This window comes from Actinomadura decatromicini, from assembly GCF_008121305.1.
GTDB lineage: Bacteria > Actinomycetota > Actinomycetes > Streptosporangiales > Streptosporangiaceae > Spirillospora > Spirillospora syzygii.
In genome coordinates this window covers 501045-521751 of record NZ_VSRQ01000006.1, presented here as the reverse complement: position 1 = coordinate 521751, position 20707 = coordinate 501045, and the positions used below count along the sequence as shown (strand labels likewise).

Below are 20707 nucleotides of genomic sequence, written 5' to 3'. Positions count from 1 at the left end.
GATCCCACGCTTCGCTTTCCGGCTGAACCCTCCCCGGCCGACCGTCCGCTAGCCGATCGTCCAGGAGCGGGGGGCCGCGTCCGGGATGGGCTCGTCCGGGACGGCGACGAACGCCCCCCGCGCCCGGTCGAACATCTCGACCTTGGCGGTCTGGAGGTCGAGGTAGAGCCCGACCAGCTCGATCTCCCCGGCCTCCACCCGTGCCCGCAGCCACGGGTAGGTGAGCAGGTTGTCGAGCTGCTGCATCACGTTGATCTTGCAGAGCCGGGTCAGCGGCGGCTCGTCCGTGCCGGACGGCTCCTCGGCGAGGAAGCGGGCGAGGCTGTGGTTGCCGTGCTTGAGCCAGCGCGACAGCCCCGCCAGGTGCTCGACCTCCGTCCCGCCCGCGAGGAGCGCGGCCATGGCGCCGCAGTTGGAGTGGCCGCAGACGGTGATCGTCCGGATGTCGAGCACGTTGGTCGCGTACTCGACGGTCGCGGCGACGGAGTCGTCCGGCGTCCGGGAGCCGTGCCGGGGGACGAGCGCCCCCACGTTCCGGTTGATGAACAGGTCGCCGGGCCCGCTGGCGGTGATGATGTTCGGCACGATGCGCGAGTCGACGCAGGTGATGAACAGATGCTCGGGCTTCTGCGCCATCGCCAGCTCAGCCATGATCGGCCGGACGAGCCGCGCCGTGCTGCCGTGGTACTCGCGGACGCCGTTCAGCAGCACCGTGGCCGGGGACACCTCGGGGGCGTCCAGCTCGGCCTTCGGACGCCGTCGCCGGTTCGCCCAGGGAGCCCACCAGCGGGACGGCGGGGGCGGCTTACGTGGAGCGGACATATCGCCTGTCACAGCTCTTTCATACCAAGCCTCATGAACCTCGTCGATGTCGACCCGGCCACCTTGCCGTTCGTGGGCCAGCCGCCAGCGGTGGACGGCGTCGAACGCGGCATGGTCCATGAAGTCCACGTCGAGGTCCAGATCGACGTGGGCGCCGGGCGGGACGTCCTGCAGCACGCGCGTCAGTCTCGGCACGCCGAGGAAGGTCAGTGTGCCCTCCACGACGACGTGGGCGCGCAGCGGCGCGGGGCCGTCGTCCGGGGCGGGGACGAGCCGCTCCGCGCGCACCGACAGCCGGGTCAGCCGCCGCAGCGCCAGCAGCGCCATGATCCCGATGCCGAGCAGTACGCCCTCGCCCAGCCCGAGCAGGACCACCCCGCCGAGGGTCGCGTAGTACGCCGGGGCCTCGCGGTGGTGCCGCAGGTCGCGGACCCGTCCGAGATCGGCCAGCCGGACGCCGAGCACGATCAGCAGCGCGGCGAGCGCGGCCACCGGGACCTGCTCGATCAGCGGCCCGCAGGCCAGCGCGAGGACGAGCACCCACACGCCGTGCAGCACCGCCGACCACCGCGACCGCGCCCCGGCCTCCACGTTCGCGGTGCTCCGCACGATCACGCCCGCGATCGGCAGCCCGCCGAGCAGCCCCGAGACGGCGTTTCCCGCGCCTTGGCCGACGAGGTCGCGGTCGAGGTCGGCGCGCGGGACCCCGGCGGGCCGCGTCCGGTCGATCGCCACCGCGCACAGCAGCGACTCGACCGCCGCGACCAGCGCGATGGACACGACCGCGCCGACGACCCCGGGCAGCGACCCCTGCGGGGCGACGGGGGCGCTCCAGCCGCCGAACAGCGTGTCCGGCAGGTCGACGCGGCGCGCGTCCGAGCCGAGCGACCAGGCGGCCAGCGTGGCGAGCGCGACGGCCGGGAGCGGTCCGGGGACGAGCCGCAGCCGCCCGTCGCGCGGCAGCCGCGACCAGGCCAGCAGGACCAGCGCCGTCAGCCCGCCGAGCAGCGCCGGATCGGGGTGCGGGCGCGCGAGCTGGCCCGGCAGCTCCCGCAGGTTGGCGAGCGCCGACTCCTGCGGCCCGCCGCCGAGCACGACGTGCGCCTGCGCCAGGACGATCACGACGCCGACGCCCGCGAGCATCCCGTGCACGACGGCGGGGGAGACGGCGAGCGCGGCGCGGGCGACCCGGCAGACGCCGAGGACGATCTGCAGCAGCCCGCCGAGCAGCGTGATCGTGCAGGTGGCGCGCCACCCGTAGGCGTGCACCAGCTCCGCGACGATCACCGTGAGCCCGGCCGCGGGCCCGCTCACCTGGAGCGGCGACCCGCCCACCGCCCCGGCGACGATCCCGCCGACGGCGGCGGCGATCAGCCCGGCCTCGACCGGGGCGCCCGCCGCGACCGCGATGCCCAGCGACAGCGGGATCGCGACCAGGAAGACGACGAACGAGGCGAGCAGGTCACGGCGGAAGGTCGGCGGAACGCTGAGTGGCTTTGAAGTCACTCTGTGTATATAACCAGATTGCCCGGCGCACCACCCGCCATAGATCCGTCACAGGACCAGTTCGGTCGGCCGGGGAAAAGCGCGAGGGCCGCCGGACGGATCCGGCGGCCCTCGAACGCGGATGGTTCAGCGGCGGTAGTTCTCCCAGTCGTCCGCCGGTGGGCGGGAGCCGTACTGGGAGTTGTCGTTCTGCTGCCCCTGCTGGTAGCCGCCCGGCTGGTAGCCGCCGGAGTAGCCGCCCTGCTGGTACGCCTGGGTGGCGTTCGGGTCGGGGTAGCCGCCCTGGGCGTTCGGGTCGGGCGGGGCGGACAGCGGGTCGTTGCCGCCGTTGTAGCTGCTGCCGCTGAAGTCGCCGTAGACCCCGCCGGAGCCGCTGGAGCCGCTGGTGGAGCCGCCCTCCGCGCCGCCGTACGTCCCGCCGAAGGAGTCGCGGCCGCCGCCGAGCGGGTCGTCGTAGCGGGGCGACGCCGTCTCGCCGTAGGCCGGGGCCGTCGGGTAGCCGTCGTTCTGCTGCCCCTGCCCGTAACCGGACGGCGCGCCGAGCCCCGAGTCGTACCCGGACCCGGACGGCAGCCCGGAGCCGCCTCCCGAGTCGTAGCCGCTCGACTGCCCGGGCGACGGCCACGGCCCGGTGTTCCCGCCCCCGCCGGGGGCCGGGCTTCCGGACCCGCCGCCGAACGACCCCGTGCCGAGCGGGTCGCCCAGCGGGTCGTTCAGGGAGCCGCCGCCGTAGGAGCCGCCCGAGTCGGACGGGCCCGACGACCGCTGCCGGTCGTTCTGGATGCGCTGGAGCAGTTCGTCCACGGTCGGGAGCTTGTGCCCGTCGGTGTCGGACCCGCCGCCGGTGTGCGCCGCCGGGGCCGCAGGCGCGGCGGGCGCGGGCGGCGGGGCGGCGGGCTCGTCCGGACGTCCGCCGAGCGGCAGCCCGAGCGGGTCGGACACGCGCGGGTCGCCGCCGAGCGGCCCGCCCGGACCGGCGGGCGTCGGCCCGGTGGTCGACGGGCCCGTGGTCGACGGTCCGAAGGCGTCCGGGCGCCCGCTGGAAGGCGGGCTCGCGGGCGGACGTCCGCCCAGCGGGTCGGAGTAGTCCCCGTAGGACGGCGGTTCGTGGGAGCCGTACTGGGGCTGGTCGGAGTAGCCCTGGTCCTGGTAGCCCTGGTCCTGGCCGCCGCCTCCGTAGGACGGCTCGCCGCCCCCGTAGTCAGCCGCGCCGTACGCGGGCTCCTGCCCGCCGTACACCTGCTGGTCGGGGACGCCGGGACCGCCGTAGGGCGGCTGGCCCCCGGGCATGCCCTGGCCGAGGTCGGTGGGGATGGGGTCGAGCGCCGTCGAGCCGGGGTCGTGGCCCGCGAACGGGGACCCGCCTTGGAAGCCGCCGGGCCCGGGCATCTGCTGCGGGCCGGTGCCGCCGCCCATGCCGAGCGGCTGGCCGTCCATGCCGAGCGGCTGCCCGTCGGCGTTCATGGAGACCGGCTGGGTGAGGGCGGGCTGGGTGAGGCTCGGGTGCGGCGGGCCCGGCTGGTCGACCGGCGGCTGGTCGGCGGGGCCCTGCGCGTTCAGCGGGTCGGCGGCGGGGTCGACGTCCGGGCGCTCGCCGTGCTCGTCGTGCTGCCAGGGGAACTTGGGCTTGTCGAAGGTGATCGTGGCCCAGTAGTCGTCGTCCTCCATCTCGTCGGACGCCGGGGCCGACGGACGCGGCGGGGCGGGGGCGGACGTCGGAGCGGCGAGCGGACCCCCGGCGACGCGGCGGTCGGGCGCGGCGACGGGCTCGGGCGCGCCGTGCCGGTCGTAGCCCGCGTCGTACCCGGTGTCGTAGCCGTCGCCGTAGCCGCCGTACTCGTCCGGGCCGCCCGCGTCCTCGGGCGGCGGGACTCCTCTTCGGCCGCGCGGCTGCTTCGGCTCGTCGTCCATCCAGTCGTCGTCGTCGCGTCCGGCCTTGCTGGCGCGCAGACCGAGCGCCACGAGGACGACCACGAGGACCACGACCACAATGAGGCCGAAGACCACGATGTAAGAAGTCATGCCACCACCCAATGCCTTGGCCCGGCGAGAGTCCCCGGCGCGGACCGCGGGTCCGTGCCGGCGGACGTCGGCGGCCGGTTCGTCCCGGGAGCCGGCCGCCCCGGCTCAGCCAGATTGTCTCCGACCGCTATGACCGTTGTCACACCCTTCGCGCACATTTAACCCTCACACGGCGCGTGCCGACCGGCCGTCCGGCCCGTCCGCACACCCCTGTCGGCTCCGGCCCCCCGGTGGGGTCCGCGCTGACCGCGCGCTCGCGCTCCACGATCAACGCGCCTGCTTGCCGCCGAAGTTCCCGGTGATCCGTCCTCGCCCGATCGTGTGCTCGGCGATGGCGGGCAGCGAGTCCTTCAGTGCGGCCCCGTTCTGGAACGGCGCCGGATCGTCCAGCGCGTAGATGGTGAACCGGTACTGGTGCCGTTCTCCCTTGGGCGGGCACGGCGGCGCGTAGCCCACCTTCTTCTCCGTGGTCGATCCCTCGACGGTCCTGTCCAGCGGGGCACCCTCGACGAGTTCGTTCACGGTGCCGTCGATCCCCGCGATCACCCAGTGGACGTAGGCGCCGCCGGAGGCGTCCGGGTCGTCCATGACGATCGCGAACGACCTGGTTCCGGCCGGGGTGCCCGACCAACGCAGCGGCGGGGTCCTGCCCTGTCCGCCAGCGTACGTCCTGCAGCCGTACCGCGGGGGCAAGTCGCGCCCATCGCGGAAGACCGGGCTGGTCACGGTGAACCACTCGGACAATTCGGCGCTCTTGTTCTCGGGCTGGCCGATCAGCCCGCAGCCGCCGAGGGACCCGGCGAGGGCGAGGGCGCCCGCCGCGGCCTTGATCGGACGCCGGTCTCTGCTCATCATCGATTCGCTCCCGGGCGAGATCGTACGCCGCGCGCCGCCGGATCGCCGCCGTCCCGGCCCGCCTGTCGGCCGCGCGCGTTCCGCCCCGGCGCCCCCTTCCCTCGTCCGCCCTAACGATAGGGCGTCGCGGGGGGTGGAACGGGTCGTTCGCTTGGCCCGCGCGTGGTCGGCCGCGCGTGGGCGCTGTGAGCTTGGTCATGTGCGCTGGAGGCCGCCTCCACCCGGAAATCGATAAGGAGTGGCGTGTTTCACAGCGTTATCGGCGTCCAGGTTTGCCAGGACGGGAAGTTCTGATGTTCTTCCCCGGTTATTGATTGGTGCGAGGGACGTTGGATCAGGTAGCTTGTGAATGTCTTCACAAGCTGAACCGCGACATTTGGAGGCCGCAATGGCCAGGACCGTCGAGGACGCCGCGGGCGCCCCCCACATCCTGATCGTGGGTGGCGGCTACGTGGGCATGTACACCGCCCTCCGCCTGCAGAAGAAGCTCAAGCGCGAGCTGAGGCGCGGCGAGGTCAAGGTCACCGTCGTGGACCCCAACTCGTACATGACGTACCAGCCGTTCCTTCCCGAGGCCGCGGCCGGGAACATCTCCCCGCGGCACGTCGTCGTCCCGCTCCGCCGGGTGCTGCCGAAGTGCACCGTCCGCAAGGCGCGGGTCACCGAGCTGAACCACGACGAGGGGTGGGCGATCGTCCAGCCGCTCGCCGGGCCGCCGGAGCGGATCCACTACGACTACCTGGTCATGGCGGCGGGCGCGGTGCCGCGGCTGCTGCCGATCCCCGGGCTCGCCGAGAACGGCATCAGCCTGAAGACCGTCGGCGAGGCCATCCACCTGCGCAACCACGTCCTGGAGCAGCTGGAGATCGCCGAGTCGACCGACGACGCCGAGCTGCGCCGCAAGGCGCTGACCTTCGTGTTCGTCGGCGGCGGGTTCGCGGGCGTCGAGGCGATCGCCGAGCTTGAGGACATGACCCGCGACGCCACCAAGTACATGCGCAAGGTCACCCCGCAGGACCTCCGGTTCATGCTCGTCGAGGCCACCGACCGGATCCTCCCCGAGGTCGGCCCCGAGATGGGCCGCTGGACGGCCGAGCAGTTCCGCGGCCGCGGCATCGACGTGAAGATGAAGACCCTCCTGGTCTCCGCCGTCGACGGGCGGATCGAGCTGTCGGACGGCAGCAGCTTCCAGGCCGGGACGCTCGTGTGGAACGCGGGCGTGAAGCCGTCGCCCGTCGTCCGGCGCGGCGACCTGCCCGTGGACGGGAAGGGCCGCGTCAAGGGCACCGAGTACCTGACCATCGAGGGCCTGGTCCGGGCGTTCACCGCGGGCGACAACGCCGCCATCCCGGACCTGACGCAGGACGGCGAGTTCTGCCCGCCGAACGCGCAGCACGCCGTCCGGCAGGCGAAGCTGCTCGGCGACAACATCGTCCGGTCGCTGCGCGGCAAGGCGCTCAAGCCCTACGTGCACGGCAACCTCGGCACGGTCGCGGGCCTCGGCCTGCACAAGGGCGTCGCGAACCCGCTCGGCATCAAGCTCAAGGGCTGGCCCGCGTGGTTCTTCCACCGCAGCTACCACGGCGCGATGGTCCCGACCCTGAACCGCAAGATCCGCGTCGTCGCGGACTGGACGCTCGCGCTGTTCCTCAAGCGCGAGACCGTCTCGCTCGCCACCGTCGAGCAGCCGCGCGCCGACTTCGAGCTGGCCGCGCTCGACGGCGCCGGGCACCGGAACGCGGAGCGGCCCGTGTCGGAGAACGCCGCCTGACCACCGGCCGGGGACGCCCCGGCGGCCGCTCGGCCGCCGGGGCGCCGCGCGTTCCGGGGCACAATGAGCCGGTGCGGATCGGCATCCTCGGCCCCCTGGAGGTGCGCGCGGACGGCGGCGCGCCCGTCGACGTCGCGGGCGCCCGGCTCCGCGCGCTCCTGACGCTGCTGGCGCTCGATCCCGGCGCGGTGATCCCGGCCGAGCGGCTGATCGACGGGCTCTGGGAGGACGACGTCCCGCGCGGCGCGCCGAACGCGCTGCAGTCGCTCGTCTCCCGGCTCCGCGCCGTGATCGGCCGGGACGCGATCGAGTCGCGCCCCGGCGGGTACCGGCTCGCGCTGCGGCCGGACGCGGTCGACGCCCGCGACTTCGAGGCGCGGGTGCGGGTCGCGCGCCGCGCCGACGCGCCCGAGGCCCGGTCCGCCGGGCTCCGCGCCGCTCTCGCGCTGTGGCGCGGCCCGGCCCTCGCCGACGCCGCCGGGCTCCGCTTCGCCGAGGCCCCGACGGCCCGGCTGGACGCGCTGCGCCGCGCCGCGCTGGAGGAGCGGCTGGACGCCGACCTCGCGCTCGGCCGCCACCACGACCTCGTCCCGGAGCTGGAGGCGCTGGCGGCCGCCGACCCGCTCCGCGAGCCGGTGACGGCGCTGCTGATGCGCGCCCTGTACGCCTCCGGGCGGCAGGTCGACGCGCTGGCCCGCTACGACGAGGCGAAACGGGTGCTCGGCGAGGAGCTTGGCGTCGACCCGTCGCCCGACCTGGAGGCGCTGTACCTGGCCATCCTGCGGCAGGAGCCGTCGCTGCGGCCGGACGTGCCGCGTCCCGAACCCGTCGCCCCGGCGAAGGGCAACCTGCCCGCGCGGCTGACGAGCTTCATCGGCCGCGACGACGACCTCAAGCGGGTGGACGAGCTGCTCGGCGCGTCCCGGCTCGTCACGCTGACGGGGCCTGGCGGCGCGGGCAAGAGCAGGCTGTCGCTGGAGGCGGCCGGACGCGCCCGGACGCCCGACGGGGCCTGGCTGGTCGAGCTGGCGCCCGTCACGGACCCGGCCGAGATCCCGGCCGCCGTGCTCGGCGCGCTCGGGCTGCGCGAGCCGCCGCCGATCGCCGCCGTCCCCGGCCGCCCGCAGCCCCACCACCCGGCCGATCCCCTGGACAGGCTCGTGTCGGCGCTGGCCGACAAGCGTCTCCTCCTGCTGCTGGACAACTGCGAGCACCTCCTCGACGGCGCCGCCCGGCTCGCCGACGCGGTCCTCGCGCGCTGCCCCGGCGTCCGGGTCCTCGCGACGAGCCGCGAGGCGCTCGGCATCACCGGGGAGAGCCTCTGGCCGGTCGAGCCGCTGGAGCTGCCGCCGCCGTCCGCGGGGCCCGAGGAGGCGGCGGCGTACCCGTCCGTCCGGCTGTTCGCCGACCGCGCCGCCGCGGTCTCGCCGCGCTTCGCGGCGACCGGCGCCGACGCCGGGTCCGCGGTGCGGATCTGCCGGGCCCTCGACGGGATCCCGCTCGCCATCGAGCTGGCCGCCGCCCGGCTGCGGGCGCTGACGCCCGCGCAGGTCGCGTCCCGGCTCGACGACCGGTTCCGGCTGCTCAACGCGGGCAGCCGCACCGCCCTGCCGCGCCACCGGACGCTGCGGGCCGTCGTCGAATGGAGCTGGGACCTGCTGGACGAGCCCGAACGCGCCCTGTGGCGGCGCCTCGCCGTCTTCCCCGGCGGCGCGACCGTGGACGCCGCCGAGGCCGTGTGCGCCGGACCGGGCCTCGCCCGGTCCGAGGTGTTCGACGCCCTCGCCGCGCTGGCCGACAAGTCGCTGCTGGTCGTCGACGGCGACGGCGGCGACCCCCGCTACCGGATGCTCGACACGATCCGCGCCTACGGCCTGGAGCGGCTCGCCGAGGCGGGGGAGGAGACAGCGGCCGGACGCGCCCACGCCGAGTACTTCGCGCAGCTCGCCGAGGCGGCCGAGCCGCGCCTGATCCGCGCGGATCAGCTCGTGTGGCTGCGGCGGCTGGCCGCCGAGCACGACAACATGTCGGCGGGGCTGCGCTGGGCGGTCGCCGCCGCGGACGCCCCGCTCGCCCTGCGGTTCTGCGCGGCGCTCGGCTGGTACTGGTTCCTGCACGGGCGCCTCGGCGACGGCGCCGACAACCTGGCGGAGATCCTCGCCCTGCCCGGCGTCCCGGACGACCAGGTCACCGCCCGCGCCCTCGCGCTCGGCGCCATGATCCTGTTCGACGGCCAGCGGCCGGGGGAGCTGCCCGCGTCCTGGCTCGACCGCACCCGGGCGATCTGCGCCCGGTACGACCGGGCGGACCTGCACCCGGTGCTGCGGCTGGCGGTCGAGACCGTCCAGATGTACCTGGGCGGCTGGGAGAACGATCTCGGGCCGGGTGTCCGCGTCCTCATCGCGGACCCCGACCCGTGGGTGCGGGGCCTCGGCCATTTCATGCAGGGCCAGATCGCCCAGAACTTCGGCCGCGTCGGCGAGATCGAGGACGCCTTCGACCGGTCGCTCGCCGCCTTCCGCGAGTCGGGCGACCGGTGGGGCCAGTCGTTCACGCTGACGTCGCAGGCGGAGATCCTCGGGCGGCGCGGCGACCACCGCGGCGCCGTCGCCCTCTACGAGGAGGCGCTGCGGCTGAACGCCGAGCTGGGCGGCGGCACGACCGGGCTGCTGCACGTCCACATGAAGCTGGCGAACGAGATGGACCTCGCGGGCGACCGGGACCGCGCCGAGGCGCTGCTGCACGCCGCGATGCGCGACACGCGGGAGACGGCCTGGCCGGAGGAGACGGCCGCGCTGCACTACCAGCTCGGCGAGCTGGCGCGCCGCTCCGGCGACGCGGCCGAGGCGCGGCGCCGCCTGACGCGCGCCGACCGGCTCACGGCGGACCTGCCGGGCCCGCCGCAGTTCCGGGCCCTGGTCCTCTGCACACGCGCCCGGCTCGACATCGCGACGGGCGCGATGGACGACGCGACCGCCCGCCTGGACGAGGCGCTGCGCTGCGCCGTCCGCTCCCAGGACTACCCGGTCGTCTCCCACGTCCTGGCCGGGCACGCGGAACGCGCCCGAGTCCTGGGCGACCCGGAACGCGCGGCCGAACTCCTGGGCACGGCCGACGCCCTCCGAGGCACCCGAGACCTGTCCCAACCGGACGTCCTGGCCACGGAATCCGCCGTCCACAAAACCCTGGGCGACCCGGCCTACAAGAGGGCCTACACCCGAGGCACAACCAAGACCTTCAACGACGTCCTAAAGACCTTCAACCTGACCCCGCCCGAACCTCCCAAAAGCATCGCCCGCTAGCCCAACCCCGCACCCCCGAGCAAACCCCCCTGGGACCCGCCAGAACAGATCCTCGCGGACAGGCAAGTCAAGCGCCTTCTCAGACGGGCAAGACCAAGCCCTTTCGGACGTGCCAGCTAAGCCCTCTCGGACGTGCCAGGGGGACCCATCTTGGACTGAAGCCCAGCCGGGGCCACGGTTCGTGCGGCCGGAGGCGCCCCAGCGCCGGAGGCCGCACGAACCGCCGCGCGGCGGGCCGTTTCCCGAGAGCGAACGCGATTCGGGAAACGCCCCGCCGCGCGCAACGGGGGTTCCAGGGGGTCGCCCCCCTGGGAAGATCACGCCCTCTGTTTGAACGCCCTCAGTGACAGCGGTGCGAACACCAGTGAGATGCCCACGCCCCAGGCGAGGGCGATCCAGGCGTGTTCGAGGACGGGGCCGCCGATCAGGAGTCCGCGCATGGCTTCGACGAGTTGCGTGACGGGGCTGTTGTCCATGATGAACGCGAGCCAGTGGGGGATGCCCTTGGTGCTCGGGATGAACGCGGTGCTGAGGAAGCTCAGCGGGAAGATCACCACGAATCCGAAGATCTGCACCTTCTCCGGCTCGTTGACCTTCATCGCGATGAAGACGGACGTCCAGGAGAACAGCACGGCGAAGGTCAGCAGCAGGACGAACGCGGTGAGCAGCGCGAACACGTTCGTCTCGACGCGGAACCCGATGGCGAACCCGACGCCGAGCAGGATCGTCATGGACCACGCCTGCTTGGCGGTGTCGGCGATGATCCGGCCGGCGAGCGGGGCGCTGCGCGAGATCGGCAGGCTGCGGAACCGGTCGAAGACGCCCTTGGTGATGTCGGTGTTCAACCCGAACCCGGTGCTCATCCCGGCGAAGAGGGCGTTCTGCGCGATGATGCCGGGGATGACGACGGGCAGGTACTTCTCGACGCTGCCCGCCATCGGCGGGCCGAACACGTACGCGAACAGCAGCACGAACATGATCGGCTGGATGGAGAGGTCGAGCAGCTCCATCGGGTTGTGCTTGATCTGGACGAGGTTGCGCCAGGCGAGCGTCAGCGTGTTGCGGACGGCGGTGCCCGGCGAGACCCGTTTGGAGAGGTTCTCTGGCGCGAACGTCGCGGCGGTCATGCGGACGCCCCTTCCTTCTTGTCGGCGTCGGCGAGTTCGCCTGCCTCGGCGTCGATGTCGTCGGTGTGGTGGCCGGTGAGGGCGAAGAAGACCTCGTCCAGGCTGGACTTGCGCAGGGACAGCTCGCCCACGGTGACGCCCGCGTCGTCGAGGCGGCGGACGACGGCGGGCATGAGCTGCGGGTCGGTGATCGGCGCGCTGACGAGCCCGTCGCGGACCTCGGGGACGGCCTCGGCCAGTTCGCCGACGATCCGCGAGACGGTGTCGAGGTCGGCGGCGCTGACCGGGGTGACCTCCAGAACCTGCCCGCCGACCTGCGCCTTCAGCACGTCGGACGTGCCGTGCGCGATGATCTGGCCGCGGTCGATGACGACGATGTCGTCGGCGAGCTGGTCGGCCTCCTCCAGGTACTGCGTGGTGAGGAGGACGGTGACGCCGTCGTCGGTGAGGCCGCGGACGATGTCCCACAGGCCGTTGCGGCTGCGCGGGTCGAGGCCGGTGGTCGGCTCGTCCAGGAAGAGGATCTGCGGGCGGCCGACCAGGCTCGCCGCGAGGTCGAGGCGGCGGCGCATCCCGCCGGAGTAGGTCTTGGCGGCGCGTTCGGCGGCCTCGGTGAGCTGGAACCGCTCCAGCAGCTCGGCGGCCCGCGCCTTGGCGTCCTTCCGCGAGATCCCGAGGAGGCGTCCGATGAGGACGAGGTTCTCGGTGCCGGTGAGCATCTCGTCGACCCCGGCGTACTGCCCGGTCAGCCCGATGAGCTGGCGCACCTTGTGGGCGTCCTTCACCACGTCGAACCCGCCGACCTCGGCGCTGCCCGCGGTCGGCTCGATCAGCGTGGCGAGGATGCGGGTCATGGTGGTCTTCCCGGCGCCGTTCGGCCCGAGCACGCCGAGGACCGTTCCGGCGTCGGCGGTGAGCGAGACGCCGGCCAGCGCCTGGGTCTCACCGAACCGCTTCTCCAGACCCTCGGCCTGGATGGCGTAAGTCATGTGATCTCCTAGGTGGGTCGTTCGCCGGACGTCTCCCCCTCGGGGGAGGGAGCCAGTCAAAATATGCGGTGTCCGGGATGGTGCGCATCCGGTTTTCCCGCCGCCTCGGACGCGGTTCCGTCAGCGGCGTTCAAACGCCCTCCCAACATCGCATGCGCCACTGACAGAACGCTGACACGCCCGCCGCGATGCCTCAGGCCCGGCGATTTCGCGCCTGGCGTGAGAACGGGAGGCCGCCTCCGGCGTTCTAGACTCGCTGTGTGACGTCGGTGCGGTGCGGTCACGACCTGGACGGTGAGGACGACGAGAACGGCGGGGGCGGCGGGGGAGCGCGCCCGCCGCGGCTGAGGCCGCCCGAGAACCGGGTGTCGCCGCGCGCCGTCGCGCACTGGGCGATCGAGTACCTGCTGCTCTGGGGCCTGGCGTTCGGCCTCGCGCTGGGCGTCGCGGCCTGGGTCGGCGACTCCGGATGGGACGGCGTGCCCGGCTGGCTGACCGGGCGCGTCGGCTGGCTGCCCTACATCATCGGCGCGGCGGGCCTGCTCATGGTGACGGTCGCGCCCGTGTGGCGCTACCGCGTCCACCGGTGGGAGGTCAGCGCGGACGTCGTCTACACCAGGACGGGGTGGTTCAGCCGTGAATGGCTGCTGGTCCCCGTGAGCCGCATCCAGACCGTCGACACCGAGCAGGGCTGGATCGAGCGGATGCTGGGGCTCGCGACCATCGAGGTCAACACCGCCTCGCACACCGGGTCGTCGGAGGTCTCCGGCCTTCCCGTGGACGTGGCGACCCGCCTGGCCGAGGACCTCGCCCACCGCGCCCACGACCTCCGCGACGACGCCACGTGAACCTGCGAGACGGCGACCCCGTCCCCGTGGGCGTGCCCGGTCGCACGTTCGACGTCGGGGACGCGCAGCGGCTGCACCCGTTCACGTTCGTCGTCGGCGCCGTCCGGGAGCTGGTCGCGCTGATCGCCGCCGGGGCGACGGGGCTGCTGGTCGGGGGCCTGTCCACGGCGTTCTACTTCACGCTCGTCGGGCTCGCGTTCGGGCTCGCCTTCCACGTCGCCGACTGGGTGACGTTCACCTACGTCCTGTACGGCGACCGCATCGAGCTGCGCCGCGCGCTCATCGGACGGTCGGTCAAGAGCATCCCGCGCGACCGCATCCGCGGCGTGGACATCAGCGCGTCCCTGCCGCACCGCCTCCTCGGCCTGGCGGTCGTCGACATCGACGCGGGCGCGGACGGCGGCGAGGGCACGCTGAACGCGGTGTCCCGGCACGAGGCGGACCGGCTGCGGCGCGTCCTGCTGGCCCGTGACGCGCCCGCGCCGCCGCGCCGCGTCCTGGCCCGGATGCGGCGCCGCTGGTACGTGTACGCCCCGCTCAGCGGCGCGTACCTGTTCACGCCGTTCGCGCTGGCCGGGAGCCTGCTCGGCACCCTCTACAACCTGGGCGACGACCTCGGGCTCATCACGCGGGAACGGGTGGAGGGCGTGGGCCACGACGTGGTCGGCCTGCCCACGGCGCTCGTCGTGGCGCTCGCCATCCTCGTGCTGATCGCGATGCCGGTCATGTCGGTGATCGTCTTCACGTTGTTCAACTGGGACTTCACCGTCCACGAGCGGGACGGGTCGCTCGTCGCCGAGCGCGGCCTGCTCACCCGCCGCAGCGTGTCGCTGGAGCGGCGCAGGCTGCGCGGCGTCGAGCTGGCCGACAACCCCTTCGAGCGCGCGGCCGGGGTGACCAGGCTCGGGGCCCTGATCACCGGCCTCGGGGACGCCGCGCACCGCGGGCGGCTGCTGCCCGCCGCGCCGCGCCCGGTGGCGGAGGCGCTGGCGGCGCGGGTCGTCGGGAACGTCCCCGGCCCGCTGACCATGCACCCGCCCGCCGCGCGGGGACGCCGCGTGGCGCGGGCGGTGGCGCTCCCGCTGGGCCTCGCCGCGCTGGCCCTGGCCGCCGGGCAGCCGTGGGTCGCGGCCGTGTTCGCCGCGTCCGCCGGGCCCGCCGTCCTGCTCGGGCTCGACCGGTACCGGCAGCTCGGGCACGTCACGGACGGGGAGCGCCTCAGCGTCCGGTCGGGCTCGCTGCGGCGGCGGCAGGTGGTCGTCGAGCACGGCGCGGTCGTCGGCTGGCGGATCCGCCGCACGCTCTTCCAGCGCAGGCTGGGCCTCGCGACGCTGTTCGCGGCGGTCGGCGCGGGCGACGGCGGCTACTCCGCCGCGGACATGTCCGAGGCGGACGCCGTGTCCCTCGCCGCGGGGATCACCCCGGCGTGGGTGACCCCGTTCCTGGAACCGCCGCCGGACCGCTAGTCGGGACGCCGCGCGCCGAACATGATCTCGTCCCACGACGGGACGGACGCGCGCTTGCCCTTGGCCTTGCGGCGCCGCGCCGGGCGCTGCGCGGCGGCCGAGTCGCCGCCGCTCGCCGCCGCCGCGGCGGCGGGCGACCCGGTGGCGGGCTTGTCCTGCGCGGCGGGCATGGCGGGACGCGCGGCGGGCTTCTTCTTCGCGGGCGCCCTGGCCGGCTGCCGCTGCGCCGGACGCTGCGCCGCCGCGGGCTTCTTCTCCGGCGCGGGCTCGTCCTGCTCCCGCTCCGGCTCCGGCGCGGGTTCCGGCCTCGCCGCGACGGGCTCGGCCTCCGGGGCCTTCGCGGCGGCGGGCTCCGGCTCGGCGACGTCCGCCTCCTCGGGCTCGGCGACCGCCTCCGGCTCGGGCTCCGGCTCCGGTTCGTCGGCTGGGCGCTCCTCGTCGGCTCCGCTCGACTCGTCCGCTTCGCCGGTGTCGGAGGTCTCCTCCGCGACGGGCTCGGCGTGCTGCTCCGCCTCGTCGGTCTCGGGTTCCTCGGTCGCTTGTTCGGTGGCGTCCGCGCGCTCGTCGGCGACGGCTTCGGGGCGCTCGTCCGTCTCGGCGGCGGGCTCGTCGTCCGGCGGCGCGGCCTCCCGGACGGCCTCCCGGACGGCCTCGGGCGGCGTCGCGGGCTCCTCGGCGACGCGCGGACGGAGCGGCGCGGGCGCGGGCGCGGCGCTCGGGCGCGCGGCGGGCTCGGCCCGCTCGTCCGCCTCGCGGGGCCGGGCGGCCTCGTGCAGCGCGGCGGCCTCGCCGGGCTCGCGGACGGACGGGCGCGGCTCGACCATCCGCCCGCGCTCGATGGCGTACTCGCGGGGCTCGGCGGCGCGGAGCGGCTCGGGCCTGCCGGACGGCGCGGGCCGCGCGGCCGGACGGGCCTGCGCGGGCTCGGCGGGCACCTCCGCCGGGAACTCGGCGGGCAGCCCGCGCGGCGCCGGGTCGCGCTCGCGCCCCCGGTCGAGGTCGAGGTCGCGGTCAAGGTCACGATCGCGGTCGTTGGACACGACCTTCATGGCGGGACGGCGCGGCACGAGCGGCGTCACCGTGTCGGACAGCGCCTCGTCGTCCCACTCGACGGCGGTGAGGCGGGCGGCGACCTCGTCCAGCGGGGAGACGTGCCGGCGGCGCGGGTCGAACGTCCACTCGGCGGCGTGCGGGCGGCCGTTGTCGAAGAACGACAGCCGGACGCGCCAGGTGTTGTCCTCGCACTTCCAGGAGTCCCATTCGGCCTCTTCGAGGTCGACGCCGCCGCGGCCGAGGCGTTCCTCGACGGTCTCGCCGAGCGGCGGGCCGGGGGCCGACTCGCCGGGTCGGCGCACCGCCACGCGCTGCGCCTGCTGGGCCATGTACTCGCGTTCCTGCAGGACCGGGCCCTCGAACCAGCGGACGCGTTCGACCGGGATTCCCGCCGACTCGGCGATCTCCTCCGCGGTCTCGCCGGACCGGATGCGGGCCTGGATCTCCTTGGGGCGCAAGGGACTCTCCACTTCGATCTCGAACTGGCCGAGGCGGGAGAAGTGCCCACGGACCGCGGCGCGGAGCCGGTCGTCGACGGGCAGGGTGAACCGGGTGCCTCGGCCCGCGGTGGCCAGGACGAGGTACGTACCGTCCTCGCTGACCGCGACGAGGCGCAGCTCCTGCATGCGTGTCCTTCCTGCCCTGTCCTTACGGCACGGAGGACGCCGGTGCGGCGGACCGTGCTCGACGGTCGGCCGCCCGATGCCCACCGAGGGCGCATGCGTGCCCTTCCCCCGGGTTCCCGAGTCTCTCTTTCGGACACACCTGCTGCCAGCACCGTACCCGGCATGTCCGAACATCGCCGCTCTCGAAGCCCCCTTCACGAGGTCGAAGAGGGCACCTGACCAAGCTTGCCGTCGCCGAGTACGGCGGGGGTCCGTCCCGCTCGATTCTTGTCCATCTTTTTCCTCACCGTGCCTGACCGGCGGGTGCGGCGCCACCGGTTCGGAGTTGCGAGCGTCACGTCCGCGGCAGGAACACCGACTTGTCCCGGTTAGTTTCTTTTCGGGGGTTTTGACGTCAACGGAACAGGGGTGAGCCGGGGCATGCCGCGCAAGCTGCCGGACCTGAGCACGACGCAGTTGATCGCGAGTGCGGCGGCGACGGGAGTGGCCGCGCTCGGGGCGTCCTACCTGGGCGTCTACGGGACGATCATCGGCGCGGCGCTGATGAGCGTGATCTCGACGGCCGGGTCGGCCATCGGGAAGCACTACCTCGACCAGGGCCGGGAGCAGCTCAAGGAACTGTCGCACGTCCAGGTGGCGGTCCGGCGGCGGGACGCGGCGGACCACGCCGCCGAGGCCGCCACCAGCGCGGACCCGACGCGCACCGTCGCCTGGCCGCACGGCGCCGCCGGTCTCGGCGTCCAGGGCGGCGGAGACCCCAACGCGACCCGGCGGGCGTTCCAAGGCGGTGACCCCAACGCGACCCGCCTTGACCCGTCGTTCGGCGGCGGAGACCCTAACGCGACCCGGCTCGACCCCATGTTCGGCGGCGGCGACCCCAACGCCACCAGGCTGGACCCGGTGGCCGCCGTGGCCGGATCGCTCGCCGAGGAGGCCGGAGAGGACGCGGTCCGCGAGGTCGTCCGGCGGTCGGCGTGGCAGAGCACCGCCGAGTGGGCCAAGGCGCACTGGGTCAAGCTCGTGGTGTCCTCCGCCGTGGTGTTCGCGATCGTCATCGGCGGGATCACGCTCTACGAGGCGACCACCGGGAAGCCCATCGGCAAGAGCGACAAGGGCCTGACCGTGACCAACGTGCTGGGCGGCGACGGCGGTGGGAAGCAGGACGACACCCCGGCGCCGACCCGGACGGACGACACGACGGAGCCCAGCGGGACGCCGACCGGGACGCCGACCGGGGAGGCCCCGTCCACGCAGCAGACCGCGCCGGGCGGGCAGCAGCCGACCGGTCCGACCGAGACGCCGACGCAGCAGGAGCCGACCGGCCGTCCGACGACGCCCACGCCGACGGCGCCGAGCACCCCGGCGCCCACCGAGAACCCGCAGGACGGCGGCAAGCCGCCGGGCGGAGCCGAGCAGCAGCGCTCCACCCCGGGCAACTGAGGCCCTCTTTCGACGTCTACTCGCCGAAGACCTGGTTCGTGTACGGGTTGGCGAAGCGGCGCTCTGGGTCGAGTTCGTCGCGCAGGGCGCGGAAGTCCCTGAACCGGGGATAGACCTTCTCCAAGTACGCGGCGTCGCGTGTGTGGAGTTTGCCCCAGTGCGGACGGCCGTTCAGGGACGTCATCAGGTCTTCGACCCCCTTGAAGTAGTCCTCGTGGGGGTCGCGGTGGTAGACGTGCACGGCGATGAACGCGCTCCGCCGTCCGTGGGCCATGGACAGCCAGGCGTCCTCCTCGGGGAGCAGCCGCACCTCGATGGGGAAGCTGATCCGCCAGTCCTTCCTGGCGAAAAGGGAACGGAGTTCGCGCAGGGCGGGGACGAGCTCCTCGCGCGGGATCGCGTACTCCTGCTCCTTGAACCGGACGGTCCGCGGGCTGGTGAAGACCTTGTACGAGGTGTCGCTGTAGGTGCGGGCCCCGAGGGCCTTGGCGGAAATGCCGTTCACGAAGGTCGTCGTAGAGGGCACCCGGTGCGTGAGCCTGTTGACGGCCCCGAACACGGTGTTGGACAGGAACTCGTCGTCCAGCCAGTACTTGACCTTGGACAGCGGCTCCGCCGGGCCCTCCACGCGGTTGTTGCGCTTGGTCAGGCACCCCTCGGTGTGCGGGAACCAGTAGAACTCGAAGTGCTCGTTGGCCGCGTCGAACTCGTCTATGCGCGCGAGCACCTCGTCCCACTTCATGGGCTGCTCCTGTGCGCGCAGCAGGAAGGCCGGGACGGTCTGCCAGGTGATGGCGGTGACGATGCCGAGCGCGCCCAGGCCCGCCCGTGCCGCGTCGAACAGCTCCGGCCGTTCCTCCCGCGAACAGGTGACGACGCTGCCGTCCGCCAGGACGAGTTCGAGTGCGGCGACCTGGGAGGCGAGGCCCGCGCTGTCGCGTCCCGTGCCGTGGGTGGCGGTCTGGAGGGCTCCGGCGACGGTCTGCTCCTGGATGTCCCCCATGTTGGCCAGCGCGAGACCGTGCTCGTCGAGGACGCGGTTGAACGTGTGCAGCGGAAGACCCGCCTCGACGGTGACGAGCCCGGTCGCCGTATCCACGGACCGGACCGCCCTCAGCGCGTCGGGCCGCAGCAGCACGCCCTCCGCGACGGCGGCACCGGTGAACGAGTGCCCGGAGCCCGCCATGCGGACCGTGAGCCCGTCGTCGGCGGCCGTCCGGACCGCCTCGGCGACCTCGGCGCCGGTGCCCGGCGCCACGACGCGCAGGGGCGCGGCCTGCTGGTTTCCGGCCCAGTTCTGCCAGGCGCGGTCGTTCGCGGGGGACTTCACGGGGGACATGGCGTGACTCTACTCGGCGATTGTTCGCGAGAAAAGTTCACATTTCTGTCCGGTCTGAGGCGATACGATCCGATCCGTCCCTCGGGACCGGACGCCGGTCGGCACCGGTTCGGCCGCCGCCGACCTCATGATCCTCATGATCCCGTTCCGTGGGGGAAAGAAGCGAACGCCGGGTAACCGTCAGTAGCGACTCTCGTTGGGGAATGTTGTGGCTCCTCCTTCAGCACCGCACGGGTCAGCACCGCACGGGTCCATGGGCGACGCCGCCGCCGAGGAGGCCGGTCCCGGCGGGAACGGGACGTCCGCCACACGCCCGCGCGGCCCGCAGCCGGTGACGAGGCGCTCCGCCCCTCCCCGGCGCCCGCGCGGCCGGGCCCTGCCGATCACGGTCGCCGCGATCGCCCTCCTCGCCCTCGCCACCGGATCCGGCGGCGTGTTCGCCGCGCTGACCGCCGACGACGCCGAGCCGGCCGCGGCGCGGGACGAGCAGCCGCCGAGCGCGCCGCCGGGCGACCCGGTGAACGTGGTCAGCGGCGGGCAGGTCGCGCCGCTGCGCCGGGTCGTCCCGCCGGACGTGCTGGCCGTCGGCGGCGGGTCGATCCCCGCCGCGCGGATCAGGAAGGTCGCGAAGCTCGGCAAGGTCAGGGACGTCGTCGCCGTCGACGGCGGCGCCGTCCAGCTCCAGGGGCGCCAGGTCAACGCGTTCGCCGTCGACCCGTCGTCCTTCCGGTCCTGGACGCCGCCCGGGACGGCCAAGCGCACCGACCTGTGGGAGGCCCTCGCCGCCGACCACTTCGTCGTCTCCCCGGCCGCCGCCGAGCAGCTCAGGCTCAACCGCGGCATGCGCTACCCGGTGGTCGGACGGACGATGCCGAACCTCACCATGGGCGGCTCCGGCGCGTTCGGCCTGCCCGGCATCGACATGCTCGTGAGCCGGTCGTCCGGCGGACGGATGGGCCTCGTCCCGAACATCGCGCTGCTCGTCAACGCGCCGGGGGTGAGCCCGGCGAAGGTCGTCCAGGCGGTCGCGAAGGCGCTCGGGCCGGGCGCGAACGTCGTGAACCTGCACGAGCGGCGGTTCCAGACGCCCGGCGAGAGCGGTCGCCCCGGCGGCTACCTCGACCTCTACAAGCAGGCGGCGCGGTCGTGCCCTGGCCTGTCCTGGACGGTCCTCGCCGCGATCGGCCAGGTCGAGAGCGACCACGGGCGCAACGCGGGCCCGTCCAGTGCGGGCGCGCTCGGCCCGATGCAGTTCATGCCCGCCACCTGGCGGACCTACGGCGTGGACGGCGACCGCGACGGCAAGGCCGACATCATGAATCCTTACGACGCCGTCCCCGCCGCCGCGAAGTACCTGTGCGCGAGCGGCGCGGGACGGGGCGGGCAGCAGCTCTACCGGGCGGTGTGGCAGTACAACCACGCGGACTGGTACGTCCAGAAGGTCCTCAACCTGGCCAAGGCGTACCAGGCGCGGTTCGACTGACCCGGCCCGCGACCCGGCCCGCGACCCGGCCCGCGACCCGGCCCGTGAGACGGCCCGC

General features: G+C 74.0%; 13 protein-coding genes. 6 read left to right on the top strand and 7 right to left on the bottom strand.

The window, feature by feature from the left end; all coding sequences use genetic code 11:
- Positions 1-48: 48 nt before the first annotated feature.
- The 3 genes from FXF68_RS28655 to FXF68_RS28645 form a co-directional block, all read right to left on the bottom strand.
- Positions 49-2328: a SulP family inorganic anion transporter gene (locus FXF68_RS28655; protein WP_148764507.1), complete on the bottom strand. Its 2280-nt coding sequence runs from the start codon at positions 2326-2328 to the stop codon at positions 49-51.
- Between the two features lie 126 nt (positions 2329-2454).
- The gene (locus tag FXF68_RS28650) at positions 2455-4350 is read right to left on the bottom strand and encodes a hypothetical protein (protein WP_148764505.1); all 1896 of its coding nucleotides are present in this window, start codon (positions 4348-4350) and stop codon (positions 2455-2457) included.
- 267 nt (positions 4351-4617) lie between these two features.
- Positions 4618-5202: a YbhB/YbcL family Raf kinase inhibitor-like protein gene (locus FXF68_RS28645; protein WP_148764924.1), complete on the bottom strand. Its 585-nt coding sequence runs from the start codon at positions 5200-5202 to the stop codon at positions 4618-4620.
- A 391-nt stretch (positions 5203-5593) separates the two neighbouring features.
- On the opposite strand from FXF68_RS28645, the gene FXF68_RS28640 reads away from it, so the two are divergent.
- Together FXF68_RS28640 and FXF68_RS28635 are read left to right on the top strand one after the other, a co-directional pair.
- Positions 5594-6976 (top strand): NAD(P)/FAD-dependent oxidoreductase, encoded by a 1383-nt coding sequence (locus FXF68_RS28640; RefSeq protein ID WP_148764503.1) that lies wholly within the window; start codon positions 5594-5596, stop codon positions 6974-6976.
- Between the two features lie 71 nt (positions 6977-7047).
- Positions 7048-10278 (top strand): AfsR/SARP family transcriptional regulator, encoded by a 3231-nt coding sequence (locus tag FXF68_RS28635; RefSeq protein WP_148764501.1) that lies wholly within the window; start codon positions 7048-7050, stop codon positions 10276-10278.
- 317 nt (positions 10279-10595) lie between these two features.
- Here FXF68_RS28635 and FXF68_RS28630 read toward each other — a convergent pair whose 3' ends face one another.
- Both FXF68_RS28630 and FXF68_RS28625 read right to left on the bottom strand, forming a co-directional pair.
- On the bottom strand, positions 10596-11405 hold the full coding sequence (locus tag FXF68_RS28630; RefSeq protein ID WP_148764499.1) for an ABC transporter permease: 810 nt from the start codon (positions 11403-11405) through the stop codon (positions 10596-10598).
- Entirely contained in the window at positions 11402-12394 is a 993-nt protein-coding gene (locus FXF68_RS28625; protein WP_148764497.1) for an ATP-binding cassette domain-containing protein, read from the bottom strand. The genes FXF68_RS28630 and FXF68_RS28625 overlap by 4 nt, the downstream gene beginning before the upstream one ends.
- A 260-nt stretch (positions 12395-12654) precedes the next feature.
- Here FXF68_RS28625 and FXF68_RS28620 point away from each other — a divergent pair, with 260 nt between their 5' ends.
- Entirely contained in the window at positions 12655-13242 is a 588-nt protein-coding gene (locus tag FXF68_RS28620; protein WP_246178992.1) for a PH domain-containing protein, read from the top strand.
- Complete coding sequence (locus FXF68_RS28615; protein ID WP_148764495.1) at positions 13239-14708, top strand: PH domain-containing protein; 1470 nt, start codon at positions 13239-13241, stop codon at positions 14706-14708. The genes FXF68_RS28620 and FXF68_RS28615 overlap by 4 nt, the downstream gene beginning before the upstream one ends.
- Here FXF68_RS28615 and sepH read toward each other — a convergent pair.
- Positions 14705-16387 (bottom strand): septation protein SepH, encoded by a 1683-nt coding sequence (gene sepH, locus FXF68_RS28610; RefSeq protein ID WP_148764493.1) that lies wholly within the window; start codon positions 16385-16387, stop codon positions 14705-14707. The two genes, FXF68_RS28615 and sepH, sit on opposite strands and share 4 nt — an antisense overlap.
- Before the next feature lie 420 nt (positions 16388-16807).
- On the opposite strand from sepH, the gene FXF68_RS28605 reads away from it, so the two are divergent.
- Positions 16808-17827 carry a hypothetical protein gene (locus FXF68_RS28605; RefSeq protein ID WP_148764491.1) on the top strand — a complete coding sequence of 340 codons (1020 nt, stop codon included), beginning with the start codon at positions 16808-16810 and terminating at the stop codon, positions 17825-17827.
- A 16-nt stretch (positions 17828-17843) separates the two neighbouring features.
- On the opposite strand, the gene FXF68_RS28600 is transcribed toward FXF68_RS28605, so the two are convergent.
- Positions 17844-19166 (bottom strand): D-arabinono-1,4-lactone oxidase, encoded by a 1323-nt coding sequence (locus FXF68_RS28600; protein ID WP_148764490.1) that lies wholly within the window; start codon positions 19164-19166, stop codon positions 17844-17846.
- A 253-nt stretch (positions 19167-19419) separates the two neighbouring features.
- Here FXF68_RS28600 and FXF68_RS28595 point away from each other — a divergent pair, with 253 nt between their 5' ends.
- Positions 19420-20649 (top strand): lytic transglycosylase domain-containing protein, encoded by a 1230-nt coding sequence (locus tag FXF68_RS28595; protein WP_148764488.1) that lies wholly within the window; start codon positions 19420-19422, stop codon positions 20647-20649.
- The last annotated feature ends 58 nt before the right edge of the window (positions 20650-20707 follow it).

Excerpts from the sequence above, each read along its gene's own strand:
- sepH (WP_148764493.1), bottom strand. The coding sequence starts at position 16,387 with ATGCAGGAGCTGCGCCTCGTCGCGGTCAGCGAGGACGGTACGTACCTC.
- FXF68_RS28600 (WP_148764490.1), bottom strand. The coding sequence starts at position 19,166 with ATGTCCCCCGTGAAGTCCCCCGCGAACGACCGCGCCTGGCAGAACTGG.
- FXF68_RS28595 (WP_148764488.1), top strand. The coding sequence starts at position 19,420 with ATGGGCGACGCCGCCGCCGAGGAGGCCGGTCCCGGCGGGAACGGGACG.
- FXF68_RS28650 (WP_148764505.1), bottom strand. The coding sequence starts at position 4,350 with ATGACTTCTTACATCGTGGTCTTCGGCCTCATTGTGGTCGTGGTCCTC.
- FXF68_RS28645 (WP_148764924.1), bottom strand. The coding sequence starts at position 5,202 with ATGAGCAGAGACCGGCGTCCGATCAAGGCCGCGGCGGGCGCCCTCGCC.
- FXF68_RS28605 (WP_148764491.1), top strand. The coding sequence starts at position 16,808 with ATGCCGCGCAAGCTGCCGGACCTGAGCACGACGCAGTTGATCGCGAGT.
- FXF68_RS28630 (WP_148764499.1), bottom strand. The coding sequence starts at position 11,405 with ATGACCGCCGCGACGTTCGCGCCAGAGAACCTCTCCAAACGGGTCTCG.
- FXF68_RS28625 (WP_148764497.1), bottom strand. The coding sequence starts at position 12,394 with ATGACTTACGCCATCCAGGCCGAGGGTCTGGAGAAGCGGTTCGGTGAG.
- FXF68_RS28640 (WP_148764503.1), top strand. The coding sequence starts at position 5,594 with ATGGCCAGGACCGTCGAGGACGCCGCGGGCGCCCCCCACATCCTGATC.